The sequence below is a fragment of the Actinacidiphila alni genome (genome assembly GCF_900112845.1).
Classification (GTDB): Bacteria; Actinomycetota; Actinomycetes; order Streptomycetales; family Streptomycetaceae; genus Actinacidiphila; species Actinacidiphila alni.
In genome coordinates this window covers 419516-433109 of sequence record NZ_FONG01000002.1, presented here as the reverse complement: position 1 = coordinate 433109, position 13594 = coordinate 419516, and the positions used below count along the sequence as shown (strand labels likewise).

Here is a 13594-nt window from a genome sequence, read left to right as displayed (position 1 = left end):
GCAACAACTCTATCGAACCCCGATCACCCCAGAAGCGCTTGTCAGCTAGGCAATGCCCTCCCCGAGACGCTGCACGCAAACATTTGTTCTATTCGCTCTGTCTAGGCACTCTGGAGATGCAGATGATCGCCGTGGGTGTCAATCTAGTGACTAGGAGCATCGCAGTCGCTACGCTCATCCATCTGACCTAACGTCGACTGGGGGGTTGCCATGACGACTGGATCTACCGAGGATTCTCGGGGCCTGGCCGAAAAGGTGTCGGATGACAGCGGTCCGACCGAGGAAATTCCGGTCGAGATCAGCTTCGAGATTATTAGGCTCTTCTCTGAAGGGCTCTACCAAAGCCCACACAAGGCCATCGAAGAACTGGTCTCTAATGGATTTGACGCCGGCGCAAATCAAGTTCGCGTAATCACGCCTAGGTCTCTCGCAGATGATCCTTCCGGCACGGACTCTCTATGGGTTATCGACGACGGCTGCGGTATGGACGCTGAGGGATTCGCCCGCTTGTGGCGCGTCGCCGAATCAACCAAAACGGAAGGTAGCACTGTTCGCGGACGGGCACCTATTGGACAGTTCGGAATTGGGAAACTTGCCGCATACGTACTAGCTCGCCGGTTGACACATATCAGCAAGAGAGACGGTCAATACCTATATGCATCCATGGATTTCAAGAAAGTAGAAGGGAAAAGGCAGAACGATCGAAATTCAACTCCAGTTGCCGTCGATCTACATATTGTCGATGAGGAAGATGCACGTAAACTCCTCTCAGAGGTCGAGGTCCGCGACCCAGACGCCTGGTCATTGCTTTTTGGAGATAAGGCAGCAAACACATGGACTGCGGCTGCGCTAAGTGACTTCAAGAAGCTCTTCGAAAAATTCAAACCGGGTGTGCTCGGGTGGGTCCTACGCACCGGACTTCCCTTGAGTTCTAACTTCCGAATCTATTTGAATAGCGAGGAACAACGCTCGGCAAAAGAAGAAGCCACTATACTGTATTTCTCTAAGATCGGTGGACCCGAAGATAAGGTAGCTGAGAAATTGGGCTTGGAGACTACACTAACGGGCCTCAAGATCCCCGGTCTCGTAGGAGAAGTATCAGGCAAGGCGACACTCTACGAAAAGCCGCTACAAGCAGGCAAATCCATGCAATACGGGCGCAGTAATGGGTTTTTTATTCGTGTACGCGGCCGGGTTATTAATCTCGAAGACGAATTGTTCGGCCTTGAGGCACTTAACCATGCAGCTTGGTCTCGTTTTTCCCTCGATGCAGAAGTTGATGGCCTAAGGGAACACCTACTCTCATCACGTGAAGGGGTACGCGATTCTGCGGTACTAGATGCGCTTCGAGAATACTTGCGTGCTAAATTCAATGAAGCACGAGCTGCTTTCAACGCAGACAACCGGACTAAACTGATCGGCATCGACCTGGAACAGTTGCTAAATGGGGCTTCCCCAAGCGTTCTTGGCGATCCTCTGCTCTCAGCAGTTCGTCAAGCCATAGCACACGAACAACAGCCATCTCACTACATCTCCGCCCCAACTCATCTCGCGGACGAAGAACGAGCTGCATGGTTCGCAGAGTTCACGCTTGGAGTACTGCAACAACCGATCCTAGATGTGAAAATCACAAAGATGGGACCGTACGATCGACTAGTTGAATACGACACAACGACGAGAATTCTTCAAATCAACGAAGAACATCCATTTATTGCCAAAATGCTCGCTCACTCAAAAAATCAAACTCCAGTAACGCTCTTCGCGACCTCGGAGATTCTCACCGACGCCTTTCTTCGTGAAGGCGGGATCTCGCCAGAGACTACCGCAGAGGTATTTTCACTCCGCGACAGAGCTCTACGTCAGATTGCCGGCGATTACGGCCCTGACGCTGCTGAAGTCCTGCGACACTTGTCTATTGCAGACCAGGATAAAGATGCCCTAGAGAAGGCCGTTGGTCAGGCGTTCATCGTCCTCGGGTTCGAGTACGAACGCCGAGGAGGCAACAGAGGAGGCGCCGATGGTATTCTAGACGCGCGTCTCGGCAAGAGCGAGACTAAGCTAGAAGATTTTCGCATCGTATACGATGCGAAGACTACTGCGGGTAGTAGCATCTCAGTTGACAAAGTCCACTTCGATGCATTGTGGGATTTCAAGAAAACAGAATCGGCGGACTTTGGCTTCATTATCGGAAAAAAATTTGCGGGCCAAGAAAGTGACGACTCCGCCGTAAACCGACGCACTTCACAAGGCCGCGAAGACCGGCCGATGACGGTCATGCTCACAGCGCACCTTCGACGGCTAGTCGAACTACATTACCGCTTCGGTGTGACTCTGACTCAAGTACGTGATCTCTTCGACGGCGCTCTCACAGTAAAGGAAGTAGAAGAGTGGCTTCAGAAGCTTGAGAAAGAGCTCTCTGAAAGTCAACCCCCTGTTCCTCTAAGGAAGCTGCTCAAGAAGCTGGAAGAGTGCAAAGGCGACACTCTAAGCCAGCCTAATATTCACGCCGTCCGAATGCTCGACGCAAGGTTGAAGCAATACGAGCCAGAAAGGTTGGTCGCAGCTCTCCAGGCGGTTCAAACCATAGTTGGGACTCGCTGGATTGAAGTCAACAAAGCGAGTGGCGATGTTCGCATGTCGCACACTGCGGAGAGTATCATCACCGAGGTTGATAGACGGCTCCAAGACGATCTAGGTCTGCCTGCCGTGGAAGACGAGACCCCGGAGTCGTGAGTAGTGAGCAACCTCGTTGCACCACATCCCTTCCCAGCACGGATGGCGCCGGAGCTTGCTCTGCGGGCGCTAGAACACCAGCGCCCCGGGAGCAACGTGCTGGATCCGATGTGTGGCTCAGGCACTGTCCTCCGCACGGCTCTAGCTGCGGGCCATCATGCCATCGGTGTCGATATGGATCCGCTAGCTGTTCTAATGGCTAGCGTGTGGTCCCGTCAGGGCTCAGTAACAGGATTGACTCGGGCTGCGGAAGAAGTTGTCGAGACCGCAAAAATGTTGGCATCGGATGAGGTGTACCTGCCGTGGATTGATGATAATCCTGAAACTAAAAAATTCATCGAGTTTTGGTTCGCTGAGCCTCAGCGTGGAGAACTTCGAAGAATTGCCTACGTCTTGAACCAGATGGATGGATGTTTTGCTGATCCTCTCAGGTTGGCACTGAGTAGAATCATCATCACTAAGAAGCGCGGGGCCTCATTGGCCCATGATGTTTCTCACAGTCGCCCACACAGAGTGGGAATTACCAACGACTTCCTGGTATCAGAGGGATTCTGTAAAGCTGCTATGCAGATAGAGCGTCGCCTCAAAGGTGAAGTCGACTCGTCTGCGCATGTCAGGCTTGGGGATGCTCGGAGCATGTCGTTCATCGCCCCACAGTCGATCGACCTCGTCGTGACTTCGCCTCCTTACCTTAATGCCATTGATTACCTACGGGGTCATCGTATGGCGCTAGTATGGCTAGGTCATCGAATTGACAGTTTGCGCCAGATTCGAGGTTCAAGTGTCGGAGCTGAAAAGGCGCTCAAAGAAGATCCAAAAGGTGTTTACTCGCTAGTGCAGGACACCGATGTTGATTCACTCTCGCCAAGAACCCTTGGGATCCTACATAGGTACGCTAGGGATATGTTGGAAGTCGCGTCTGAGCTTCATCGCGTACTTAGGCCAGAATCGCCTGCAGTGCTCGTCGTCGGAAACTCGACAGTTCGAGGTACTTTTGTAGACAACGCATCAGTCGTTCGTCGAGCGTCAGAACAGATGGGGTTCGCAACGCACGATATTTCAGAACGAGAGCTTCCTACTAACAGGCGGTATTTGCCGCCACCCTCTGCCGCCGGGGCAGCGCTCGATCTTCGCATGCGCAAAGAAGTTGTATTGACAATGAGAAAAATCTAGACACCACACCCTTATTCGCCGCAAAGGAATCGCCTATCCGCCTTCGCGGCTGCCGATCCTCGGCTTGTTATTGCGGAAGACTCCTCAAGCATTGTTGTCACGCCGAGCTTGCGGGAGCAAGAGGTCGCGGTCCGGGTGGGTGTCGCCCGTGAGGGTGCCGCTGACGCCGAGGTCTTCGCGGGCCACCTCGTGGAAAGCGTTGATGGCGCGGAAGACGGCGCGGTTGCGATCGCGCCAGGTAGTGAGGGCGTCGGGGGTTTTGCCGGTGGCTTGCCAGTCGACGGCGAGGGCTGCGGCGTTGAGGTTGTGGGCGGCCTCTACGACGGCGTCACCGGCGAGGAGCATGATGCGCTCGAAGGCACGGCCGCGGAGGTGGGCGGCCTCGGTGAGCTGGGCGCGGAGCGCGGACTCGGGCTCGTCGCTGCGGCGGATGTCCTCGGTGTGCTCGTACAGCTCGACGGCGAGGAAGACGCCGGCGCGGACACGGTCGACGTAGCCCTCGTAGGCGTCGAGCTTCTTGTCGTCCCAGCGGGTGAGGAGTTCGCGGCGGATGCGCTGGCGCTCGGTCCAGTAGTTGGTGACGTACGTGGTGAGCGCGCCGAGCAGGACGGCTGCGATGGTCAAAAGCTGCTCGGAAGTGCCCACGCCGTCCCTCGCCCTCCCCCATGAGTCATAAGACGTCTTGAGGATTTTAGGGGCGTGCCGGAGGCTTGGGGGCGCGCTTCGGGTTTCTGGCTCGAAGGCGGCGACGGGCCGCGGTGCTACCGTGCGCGTGGTGACCTGCGGAGAGGCGAACGGATGAGCAACCCCACTTCAGAGGCCCTGGTCACGCTCGGCCGCTGGTACGTGCGCAATGCTCCGGGCACCGTCGGGAAGGCGCCGCTGGCCGGTCGCTACCTCAATCCGCGGCTGCGGGACGAGCCGCGCCGCCGCGTCACCGAGACCGCGACCGGGGCTCGCTTCGCCGTGGACACGCAGGATCTCATTCAGCGGTACCTGTATCTGTTCGGGGTGTGGGAGCCGCGGATGACGCAGTGGCTCCAGCGGCGGCTACGGCCTGGCGACACGTACGTGGACGTCGGCGCGAACGTCGGTTACTTCAGTGTCCTCGCCGCGCAGCTCGTCGGCCCCGAGGGCCGGGTCGTCGCGATCGAGGCGTCGCAGGCGTTCAACGAGCGGCTAGAGCAGAACGCCCGGCTCAACGACCTCACCAACATCCGCGCCGTCCACACCGCCGTCTCCGACAAGCAGCAGACGCTCACCTTCATACTGGCCAGCTCCGCCAACATGGGCGCGAACAGCATCGTGCCGTGGGACGGCCCGGCGGAGTCGACGTTCGACATCGAGGCGTTCCCGCTGCCCGACGTCCTGGAAGAGGACGAGATCGCGAGGGCGCGCGTCATCAAGGTCGACGTCGAGGGGGCGGAGGGCAGTGTCGTACGGGGTATGGCGCCGCTGCTCGAACGGCTGCGACCGGACGCCGAGGTCACCGTCGAGGTCACCCCGGATCGGATGGAGCAACTCGGCGACTCGGTCGAGGAATTGCTCGGCACGATGCAGAGTGCTGGCTTCCACGTCTACCGGCTGGCCAACGAGTACGCGGCGGCGACGTATCCCTCGGCGCTGCGCGGACCAGCGGCCGTACCCGTACGGTGGCGCGGCCCGGTGACCGACGAGAGCGACCTCATCTTTTCGCGCGTGGACGCCGAGACGCTGCCGTAGACACAACGAGGCCCGCCACTCCGGAAGTTGGAGTGCCGGGCCTCGTCTACGTACGCCGGTCATGTCCATTGCTGAGTGAGCCAGTCCTCGCGAGCGCTGATGAGCTGCGGCCGTATCTCGTCGTCCAACAAGGCCGCCTGGGCGCGTAATTGGGTGGCGACCTCGGCGAGGGCGGTCGGGGTAAGGCCGTGCAGCCAGTAGTCGCCGACGATCCGGATGTTGGCGACTGGCAGTCGCGGCAGCGGGCCGCCGACGTACGGGTTGGCGTCGATGGTCGTCCGGAAGACCTCGGTGTCCTCGCTCTCTACGCCACGGTGAGCAACGGCCATGCGCTGACCGGGGAAGCACGTCCAGTGGTTCATGTCCGCGATGAGCGTCGGCAGTTCGTCCAGGAGGACGCCCGTCTCGCTCGGGTCGACCTCGGCCCACGCGGGCAGGTAGCCCGAGACGGTGCAGCCGCAGGTCGTCTTGATGGTCCACGTACGGTCTTGCCGTACGAGCTCGCCTGCATCGGACGTACGCGGCTCCGTCGTACTGCTGCTCACGACACGGCCTCCCTCACTCACCAAGGTCCGGCCACTGGCCGGAGCTGTCAGCGGTGACGAGCGCCCACACGAGCTTGCCGACACCCTCACGCTTGCTCGCGCCCCAGCGTTGCCCGGTGATCGCGTCGACCAGCATCAGTCCGCGCCCGGCCTCCGCCTCCTCGTCCGCCTTCTGCAACTCCGGCCACTGGTCGTTGGCGTCGTGCACCTCGATCCGAACGCCGCCGCCCGCGCGCTCGTACCGGGTCTCGATCTCGCGCCCAAGGGGGTGGCGGGCGTGGCGTACGGCGTTGGTGACGAGTTCGGAGAGGACGAGTTCCGCCAGGTCGGTCAGCTCGGCCAGACCCCACGCGGTCAGTACCTCGCGCAGATCGCGGCGCGCGCGGCCGACGCACCTGCGGTTGTTGGGCCATCGGCGTACCGAGATCGGCGTCGCGCTCTCGGGATACGGCAGTGCGTTCATCGCGCTTCGGCTTTCTTCTCGGTCGTCTCGGTCGCCGTGCCGATCGGGGTGACGAAGGTAGCCTCCGTACGATCGCCGGGCAGTACGAGGTGGGCGTACGCGACGACCTCGCCGTCGTCGGTAATGAAGGTCCGCTCCACGGCGAGGACGGGCATGCGGGTGGAGATCCGCAACGACTGTGCTTCCGCCGCGGTGGGAAACCGGGCGGTGACCAGGTCGGTGCTGTACGCCGCGGGCGCCGTCTCGCTGGCCGCGAGGACCAGGTCGTCGCCCCAAGGGGAATCGCTGGTCGCGTCGGTGGTGTACGGGGTGCCGTTCGGTACGTAGAGGTGCGCGATGCTCTGCGGGGTGTCGCCGCGGTGGCTCACGCACACGTATTCCGTGATCAGGGTGTCGAGCGGTGTGCCGAGGTGGGCGGAGAGGTCGACGCCGGCCGTGATCTCGCCTGAACTGACGTTCATGTGCAGTCCGTTGGCGGCGCCGTGCGGGTAGGCGAGGCGCTCGACCGGACGGCGTACGAAGTTGCCTCGGCCCTGGAACTTCTCGATCAGGCCCTCGGCGCGGAGCAGTTCGAGCGCCTCGCGGAGCGTCGGCGTGCTGACGCGGTAGCGGGCGGCGAGTTGGGTTTCCGGCGGGAGGCGCTCGCCAATCGCGAGGGCGCCCGAGGCGATGAGGCGCCGGAGGTCGTCGGCTACTTGCTGATGGCGGGCGGTCATGTGGCGGCGAGCACCTCCTCGGCCGGCTCGCTCCCCTGGAGCCGGGCCAGCTCGGCCGGGCTCAGGACGTACGGGCGGACGAGCGGGAGGTCGTCGGCCGGCCAGAAGTACGCGGGCTGTGCGGGCCGCTGACTTCGTAAGGTCGGCGTCGTACGCCTCGGCTGCGGGAGACGTACGGGCGGGCCCTGGCGTCTCATCGCGCGAGCGGGGCGCCGCGCTATCCAAGTGGCTGCGCGGCGGAAGTAGTTGAACACGCTGGTCAGCTCCTATGGCTGATGGTGGTGCCCGTGCGGCGTCAGATGTCGTCACCCTCGCCATCGCCGGGCGATGCGGGCGGGTGCTTCCGCACGGCGGCCCATAAAGACCGGCCGCGTACACCGCTGTCGGCGAAGCCGAACCAGTCCGCCTCAGCAAGCAGGGCGAGCAGCTCGCCCCACGCGTCGGCGGGAAAGGTGGTCGGCATCGCCGCTTCGATGCGCGTGTGGTCCCGGTACTGCTTGATGACCGGGGTGAGTCCTACGGCGGCGAGGCCCGCGCGGATGCCTTCGGTGCGGGCTTCGGGTTCGGGCACGACTCATCTCCGTCACCTCGGAAGCACTCTCAGTGAAGCTAGTTAACTAGATTAGAGCTAGTGGACTAGATTGTCCATATGCCTGAGCAGCCGCCGTATCTCCGCATCGCCGACGTGCTCCGCGAGCGCATCGACAACCAGGAATGGACGCCCGGCGACCGCCTCCCCTCCCGCGGCGAGCTGTCCGCGCAGTACGGCGTCGGCGACAACGTCATCCGCCGCGCTCAGGAGCTGCTGATCTCCCGCGGCATCCTCGAAGGCCGCGCCGGCTCAGGGACGTACGTCGCCGAGCCGCGCGAGCGCGTGCGGATCGTCCGCGCCACGTACCGCGAGCAGGCCGGCGGCTCACCCTTCCGCTCCGACATGGCCGCGCTCGGCAAGCGAGGGACGTGGGAGAGCCGTACCGAGGCCAAGGTGCCGGTGCCCGCGGATATCGCGGCTCGACTCGGCATTGCCGAGGGGGACTTGGGCGTACGCACCGCCTATGAATTCCTTGCCGACAGCAAGCCGGTCCAGCTCTCGACCAGTTGGGAGCCGTACGCCCTCACGGCGGGCACCCTGGTCGTCCTCCCAGAAGGCGGCCCGCACGCGGGCGCCGGCGTCGTGAGCCGCATGGCAGAAATCGGCATCACGGTCAGCCACGCAGTGGAGCGCCCGGAGCCCCGCGCCGCCACGACCGAGGAAGCCACCCTCCTCGGCATCCAACGCGGCTCACTGGTCACCCACATCAGGCGCACGTACTACAGCGACGAGGGCCAGCCGGTCGAGACGGCGGACATCGTGGTGCCTGCCGCCTTGTGCGAGATCGTCTACGAGGTCCCGGTCAATTCATAGACAAACAGAAGTCCCAATGGCTAATCAGTTTCAAAGACCATGAGCCTTCCCATGCCACCATGCCGTGATTCCTTGCACGGAACCTGCGATCCATCTGATCATCGGTCCGCATGCGAGGACAGGTGATCGGTATTACACTAGGAGGTGGCATTCCGGAGGCGACGATGACTGAAGACTTTCAAGCGCGGCAACTGACTCCGGACGCAGCAACGAAACAGGTACTAAGCCGAGTCAGAGCACTTGACGAAGATAGTAAATTTTACACCAGGGGCCTGCGTCAAATATTTGATGATATTCAATATTTCTTCAAAGACTTTCCAGACGGTCGAGAAGACGCAGAAATTCTAAGCATCTTCTACCGCATCGGCAACGCCCTCACTGAGATCTACTCGAAGAGCGGCGACAAAGTGTCGCTAGCCCTCATCGAGGAGGAGACGCGCCACTTCGACTTGACCGGCGCACCAACCAAAGGCGCCCGATGTCGACATGGTAGGCCCTCCATAACAGGTGCCTGTACGAAATCCTGCCAGGCCGGACGCCTCGGAGATGCCACGTGACTGAATTTCTCATAGCGCTGGTCGTAATTATCCTCACGGCCAGAATCATTCAGTTTGCAGCATATATAGTTATTTTTAACATAAAAGTATGCGGAACTGGCGACATCGGCGGCGTATTCTCGGCAGGCTACGGTCAAATAATGGGAGACGGAAGCGAAGAAGAGCACCTGAGATTTCTCGCTACTGTGCGCTCCCAGGCGGAGATATGTCTCATCGGTGGCTCTGTAGCTGTCGCAGCCTGGACAGCTCTCTTCGTGACTTCAACCGGTGGAAGCAAGGCCAGAACGCAGATATCAGGAGCGTCATTGGGGATCTTGCTTTTTGCTGCCCTCGTCCTAATATCTGGCCCTATTTGCGCAAGAACGCGCGGCACATTTGTTACATATATCCTCAGAGAATCCTCCATTTACGTGGGTTTCTGTTCAATGATCATCGCTCTTTGCTCCGTTGTCAACGATCTGAAACCGACTGGATGGGCATGGCCAGCGGTTTGCTTTGCAACGCTTGTCACTCTACGAGAGCTGTGGGGCTGCGGATCGGACCTGCGTGATTTCAACGGTTGGCTATCTTCAACTGGGTCTGGGGCCCATTCGCCATAAGAGGACTGAACGAATCAGGCGCTTCTTTCCGCGAAGCTAGAGTGGGCAGCGCAACTCATAACGCCTAAATGCCCGCGCCCTCGCCTCAATGACGGCCATGCGGGCGTCGCGTTCGGTGTCGTCGGTGTGGGGGGATTGGGCCGTCGCTTGGCCGGGCCACTTGCGGTAGAGGAGGCCGTATTCGCGGGTGAAGTGGCCGGGGCTGACCGTGTTGAGGGCCAGGAGGAGGCCCGTGTCCTCGGAGGCGGGGAGGGCCATCCAACCGCCCAGGGCGAGGAGGAGGTCGCGGCGGACGAAGAGGGTCGCCGGGTGGACCTGGGCGCGGAAGTTGTGGGCTTTCCAGTGGGTGACGACGGCGCCGGGGGGGATGGGGCCGTCGGCGGGGTCTTGGTCGAAGCCGGCGGTGGTGCCGTCGGGGAGGAGGTCCAGGACGCGGGAGGTGGTCCAGCCGAGGGCGGGGTCGGCTTCGAGGAGGGCCAGGTCGCGGGCGAGGGCGCCCGGGGTCAACTGGTCGTCGGCGTCGAGGACTTTGACGTAGGGGCCGTGGGCGTAGGCGAGGGCCATGGTGCGGGCGACGCCGGGGCCGCCGGGGCGGCCCTGGTGGAAGGTGATGCGGGGGTCGTCCGGGACGTGGGGGGAGACGGCGTCGCCCTGGCCGTCCTCCTGGATGATCCAGTGCCAGTCCCAGCCGGCGGGGAGTTCCTGGGCGACGAGGGACTTGTACGCGTCCGCGAGGTACGGGGCGGCGGGGGCGTGGACGGCCGTGATGACGTCGATGCGGCGGTCCGCCACGGCGGTCACCACCTTTCCAGAGGGGTGACGAAGGACATGACGGTGCGGTCGCCCGGCAACCGGATGACGGAGTGCTCCACCACGCGGCCGTCGGTGTCGTACGAGGTCTTGCCGACGACGATCAGCGAGGTGCCCGGGGGGAGTCCTAGTTCCTCGGCCTCTTCGGCGGACGGCGGACGGGCGAGGACGCGTTCTTCGATGCGCTCCAACTCGATCCCGATGGAGTGGAGTTGGCTCTGTGTGCCGCCGGGCCAGGGTTCGTTGGTGGCGTCCAGGAGATCGGGGTTCGCGGCGACGACGTCGCGTACGAGGTAGGAGTCGACCAGGCTGAAGGGGTGCGCCTCGGCCTGATAGCGGGTGCGGTAGGTGCGTTCGAGCATGGCCGTGCCGGCGGGCACGCCGAAGATCTCCGCCAGTTCCTCGCCCGCGTCGACCACTTCGTAGGACGCGTGGAACACCAGATCGTCCACTTCGAGGCCGGTGTCGTGCTCCGTCGCGCCGGTTTTCCTCCGCTGCTGCTCAGGCTCGCGGGCGCGGGACTTCTCCCACTGGTGGCGGGTGTTGGACCGCTTCACCGGGGTGCGGGGCCGGCGGACGAAGTTGCCGCGGCCGTGCTGCTTCTCGATCAGGCCCTCGGCTTGGAGGAGTCCCAGCGCTTGGCGCAGCGTGGGGAGGCTTTTTCCGTACCGCTCCACGAGGGTCGTCTCCGCCGGGAGACGGTCGCCGGGGGCCAGGTCACCTGCGCGGATGCGGTCGCGCAGGTCGTCAGCGATGCGTTCGTACGCCTTGGCCATGCGGGTCACCGTCCTGATCGTGAGGGCGGCTCCAGCATACAAGTCCTCAAGAGGTCTTGACGAGTGAGGCATGGGTGCCTCATAGTCATCACTACTCATAAAGAGGACTTGAAGACAGGTTCTCTTGAGGAGAAGCACGGATAGCGCCCGGAAGGCCCTTGCCAGGGGTCCGAAGGCAGCGCCGGCCCCTTGAGAACTCCATAGAGCGCCTGAACGAACGAGTGCTTTTGATCCCGGCACGGCTGCTGTGAGCTGCGGTGCCGGAGGTCATGACCACTCGTCTCGTGAGCCGATGGCACAAGCCGTCGTCCCAGCGCGGACGCCGCCGTCGGCTCTCCCACCCCCAACTTCAGGAGAGTCATGTGCACGTACGGAGGTCGGTGTGAAGTCCTCGCCGATGAGGGCGAGTTACTCGATGACCCGGAGTTCCTTCGGGAGCTGTTCCTCGGCGTCCCGGGTGAGGCGGATGACGAACGTGCCGCTCGGCAGGCGGCGGCCCGCGACGTACTCGCCGAGTGGCTGGAAGAGGGCGCCTCCGACGCGCTCGCCAGGGAGGACGCGGTCTGTGCGCTGTGGCTCGGTGGCGTCGCGCTGCTGAGGAGCAGTCGCCTGGCCGGTCGACCCACGTGGTTCGGGGAGGCGGCGTGATCGCGTCGCCGGCCATGCTGGTAAGCGGCGGGCTCGTCCTCGCCGGCCTCGTCGTATGGCGAGCTGTCCGACATCTGCGGCGCGGCACGCCGGCTATCCGGGTCGCCGCCCTCGCCGCGGTCGGCTGCACCGCCTACAGCGCTGATACGTCGTGGCGGTTCGCCGCCGACTACCTCGACATGGCCGGTGCGGTCGAGCGCGCGGCGATGTTCGGTGCTGCCGAACTGTCTCTGTTCGCCACCGCGTTGATGGCGCGGCAGAACCTCAACGGGCCGAACGCGGCACCCGGCGTCCCCGGGGTCCTGGTGTGGGCGATCACCGGTGTGCAGATCATTCCGGCGTACGCCGAATCCGGGCCGGTCGGCGGGACCGTACGCGCCTTCGTCGGCCCGGTCATGGCCGCGATGCTCTGGCACCTCGCCATGGGGATCGAGCTGCGGCACCGGAAGCCCGAGGCATCGTCCAACGGCTTCGGGGCGTTGGTGGCAAGGGAGTTGCGTGAGCGTCTCCTCTCCCGGCTCGGCGTCGCCGAGCGGCACCGGGACGCGGCCCAGATCACTCGCGACCGGGCCACCGTACGAGCGGTCGCTCTCGCGTCCCGCCTCGCGGAGATGAGTCCCGCCCAGCGGGACAAGCGGCGCGGGCGGCGTATCGCTCGCCGGCTGTCGGTCGCGGTCGCCCGCGCCTCGGTCGGCAGTGACCGCGAGCAGCGGCGCGTACTGCTCGACCAGCTCGCCGCACGGCGGAACGCGGCGGCGCTGGCGACCATTGAATTGGCATCGCCATGGGGTGAACGTTCACCGGACCCCGCCGCGTCCGCTCTCGCCGCGCGGACCCGGGACGAAATGGCGCGGGCCACCGCGAGCATCCGCCGCTACCCGCGCACGCTGTTCACCGACCTTCCGCCGGTGGACGGCGCGGAAGGCGGCAGCCGATCACCTGAACGCGCCGCCCCCGCCAAGCTCGGCACCGCCGAGGCCATGGCGGCGATCGAGCGCGGGTGGGCCGACGGTCTGAGCGTCCGCGAGACGGCGCGGCGGGCGACGCGCGCGCCGAGTTACGTACACGACGTGTTCGTACGGCTCGACACCGAACGCGGCGGGCGTTCACTGAACGGTTCGGCGTCGAGAGGCTAGGACGCGAAGGCGGCGATCAAGGTCTCGGCCCGCAAACGCAGTTCGGCGTCGGACACGCCTGTCACGCGCACCGCGGTCTCGCGTCCGCCGACGCAGTTGGCGAGGTGGACGTCGACCTGGTGGAGCGGGCCTGCGAGCGGATAGCTGTACCAGCCGTCCGGCTGTTCGTCGTCAGTGTCGGTGAGTCCCGTGTGAATGGTCTGCCAGTCCGTGGGGTCGAAGTCGTAGCCGACGTAGTGAGCCACCAGACCGAGGAATCGCCTGGTGTTCTCGCTCCATATCCAGCCTCCGACCAGGTCTTCCACAACTGC

At 63.1% G+C, this 13594-nt stretch carries 16 protein-coding genes and 1 pseudogene; 8 read left to right on the top strand and 9 right to left on the bottom strand.

Going from position 1 to position 13594, the window contains the following annotated elements; genetic code table 11:
* The first annotated feature begins 210 nt into the window (after positions 1–210).
* The 3 genes and pseudogenes from BM076_RS04765 (at position 211) to BM076_RS04760 (ending at position 3906) form a co-directional block, all read left to right on the top strand.
* The gene (locus BM076_RS04765) at positions 211–2733 is read left to right on the top strand and encodes an ATP-binding protein (protein WP_093712244.1); all 2523 of its coding nucleotides are present in this window, start codon (positions 211–213) and stop codon (positions 2731–2733) included.
* Between the two features lie 42 nt (positions 2734–2775).
* A pseudogene (locus BM076_RS38275) lies at positions 2776–2907 on the top strand (DNA methyltransferase); the annotation flags it as partial.
* A gap of 30 nt (positions 2908–2937) precedes the next feature.
* Complete coding sequence (locus tag BM076_RS04760; protein ID WP_245795720.1) at positions 2938–3906, top strand: hypothetical protein; 969 nt, start codon at positions 2938–2940, stop codon at positions 3904–3906.
* An 84-nt stretch (positions 3907–3990) separates the two neighbouring features.
* On the opposite strand, the gene BM076_RS04755 is transcribed toward BM076_RS04760, so the two are convergent.
* The gene (locus tag BM076_RS04755) at positions 3991–4551 is read right to left on the bottom strand and encodes a hypothetical protein (RefSeq protein WP_093712049.1); all 561 of its coding nucleotides are present in this window, start codon (positions 4549–4551) and stop codon (positions 3991–3993) included.
* 153 nt (positions 4552–4704) lie between these two features.
* Between BM076_RS04755 and BM076_RS04750 the strand changes: the two genes are divergently transcribed.
* On the top strand, positions 4705–5628 hold the full coding sequence (locus tag BM076_RS04750; protein ID WP_093712048.1) for an FkbM family methyltransferase: 924 nt from the start codon (positions 4705–4707) through the stop codon (positions 5626–5628).
* A 59-nt stretch (positions 5629–5687) separates the two neighbouring features.
* Here BM076_RS04750 and BM076_RS04745 read toward each other — a convergent pair whose 3' ends face one another.
* The 5 genes from BM076_RS04745 to BM076_RS04730 form a co-directional block, all read right to left on the bottom strand.
* Positions 5688–6173, bottom strand: a complete 486-nt coding sequence (locus tag BM076_RS04745; protein ID WP_093712047.1) for a DUF6907 domain-containing protein — start codon at positions 6171–6173, stop codon at positions 5688–5690.
* Between the two features lie 13 nt (positions 6174–6186).
* Complete coding sequence (locus tag BM076_RS04740) at positions 6187–6636, bottom strand: ATP-binding protein (RefSeq protein ID WP_093712046.1); 450 nt, start codon at positions 6634–6636, stop codon at positions 6187–6189.
* Positions 6633–7352, bottom strand: coding sequence for a GntR family transcriptional regulator (locus BM076_RS04735; protein WP_107416930.1), 720 nt, complete (start codon positions 7350–7352; stop codon positions 6633–6635). The genes BM076_RS04740 and BM076_RS04735 overlap by 4 nt, the downstream gene beginning before the upstream one ends.
* On the bottom strand, positions 7349–7549 hold the full coding sequence (locus tag BM076_RS35555; RefSeq protein ID WP_143120518.1) for a hypothetical protein: 201 nt from the start codon (positions 7547–7549) through the stop codon (positions 7349–7351). Before BM076_RS35555 ends, BM076_RS04735 begins: the two co-directional genes overlap by 4 nt.
* A 98-nt stretch (positions 7550–7647) precedes the next feature.
* Positions 7648–7923, bottom strand: coding sequence for a hypothetical protein (locus BM076_RS04730; RefSeq protein WP_093712044.1), 276 nt, complete (start codon positions 7921–7923; stop codon positions 7648–7650).
* A gap of 78 nt (positions 7924–8001) precedes the next feature.
* Here BM076_RS04730 and BM076_RS04725 point away from each other — a divergent pair, with 78 nt between their 5' ends.
* Both BM076_RS04725 and BM076_RS35945 read left to right on the top strand, forming a co-directional pair.
* Positions 8002–8757: a GntR family transcriptional regulator gene (locus BM076_RS04725; protein ID WP_093712043.1), complete on the top strand. Its 756-nt coding sequence runs from the start codon at positions 8002–8004 to the stop codon at positions 8755–8757.
* Between the two features lie 110 nt (positions 8758–8867).
* Positions 8868–9314: a hypothetical protein gene (locus BM076_RS35945; RefSeq protein WP_143120517.1), complete on the top strand. Its 447-nt coding sequence runs from the start codon at positions 8868–8870 to the stop codon at positions 9312–9314.
* Positions 9315–9949: 635 nt separating this feature from the next.
* On the opposite strand, the gene BM076_RS04720 is transcribed toward BM076_RS35945, so the two are convergent.
* Positions 9950–10714 (bottom strand): glycosyltransferase family 2 protein, encoded by a 765-nt coding sequence (locus tag BM076_RS04720; RefSeq protein ID WP_093712042.1) that lies wholly within the window; start codon positions 10712–10714, stop codon positions 9950–9952.
* Positions 10711–11499 carry a GntR family transcriptional regulator gene (locus BM076_RS04715; protein ID WP_093712041.1) on the bottom strand — a complete coding sequence of 263 codons (789 nt, stop codon included), beginning with the start codon at positions 11497–11499 and terminating at the stop codon, positions 10711–10713. Before BM076_RS04715 ends, BM076_RS04720 begins: the two co-directional genes overlap by 4 nt.
* 360 nt (positions 11500–11859) lie before the next feature.
* Between BM076_RS04715 and BM076_RS04710 the strand changes: the two genes are divergently transcribed.
* Complete coding sequence (locus BM076_RS04710) at positions 11860–12147, top strand: hypothetical protein (protein ID WP_093712040.1); 288 nt, start codon at positions 11860–11862, stop codon at positions 12145–12147.
* Positions 12144–13283 (top strand): hypothetical protein, encoded by a 1140-nt coding sequence (locus tag BM076_RS37255; RefSeq protein ID WP_245795719.1) that lies wholly within the window; start codon positions 12144–12146, stop codon positions 13281–13283. Before BM076_RS04710 ends, BM076_RS37255 begins: the two co-directional genes overlap by 4 nt.
* On the opposite strand, the gene BM076_RS04700 is transcribed toward BM076_RS37255, so the two are convergent.
* Positions 13280–13588 carry a hypothetical protein gene (locus tag BM076_RS04700; protein ID WP_093712039.1) on the bottom strand — a complete coding sequence of 103 codons (309 nt, stop codon included), beginning with the start codon at positions 13586–13588 and terminating at the stop codon, positions 13280–13282. The two genes, BM076_RS37255 and BM076_RS04700, sit on opposite strands and share 4 nt — an antisense overlap.
* Positions 13589–13594: the final 6 nt, after the last annotated feature.

Bases quoted from the DNA above. Each gene is read 5' to 3' on its own strand.
- BM076_RS04765 (WP_093712244.1), top strand. From the start codon at position 211: ATGACGACTGGATCTACCGAGGATTCTCGGGGCCTGGCCGAAAAGGTG.
- BM076_RS04750 (WP_093712048.1), top strand. From the start codon at position 4,705: ATGAGCAACCCCACTTCAGAGGCCCTGGTCACGCTCGGCCGCTGGTAC.
- BM076_RS04740 (WP_093712046.1), bottom strand. From the start codon at position 6,636: ATGAACGCACTGCCGTATCCCGAGAGCGCGACGCCGATCTCGGTACGC.
- BM076_RS04735 (WP_107416930.1), bottom strand. From the start codon at position 7,352: ATGACCGCCCGCCATCAGCAAGTAGCCGACGACCTCCGGCGCCTCATC.
- BM076_RS35555 (WP_143120518.1), bottom strand. From the start codon at position 7,549: ATGAGACGCCAGGGCCCGCCCGTACGTCTCCCGCAGCCGAGGCGTACG.
- BM076_RS04725 (WP_093712043.1), top strand. From the start codon at position 8,002: ATGCCTGAGCAGCCGCCGTATCTCCGCATCGCCGACGTGCTCCGCGAG.
- BM076_RS35945 (WP_143120517.1), top strand. From the start codon at position 8,868: ATGCGAGGACAGGTGATCGGTATTACACTAGGAGGTGGCATTCCGGAG.
- BM076_RS04715 (WP_093712041.1), bottom strand. From the start codon at position 11,499: ATGGCCAAGGCGTACGAACGCATCGCTGACGACCTGCGCGACCGCATC.
- BM076_RS04710 (WP_093712040.1), top strand. From the start codon at position 11,860: ATGTGCACGTACGGAGGTCGGTGTGAAGTCCTCGCCGATGAGGGCGAG.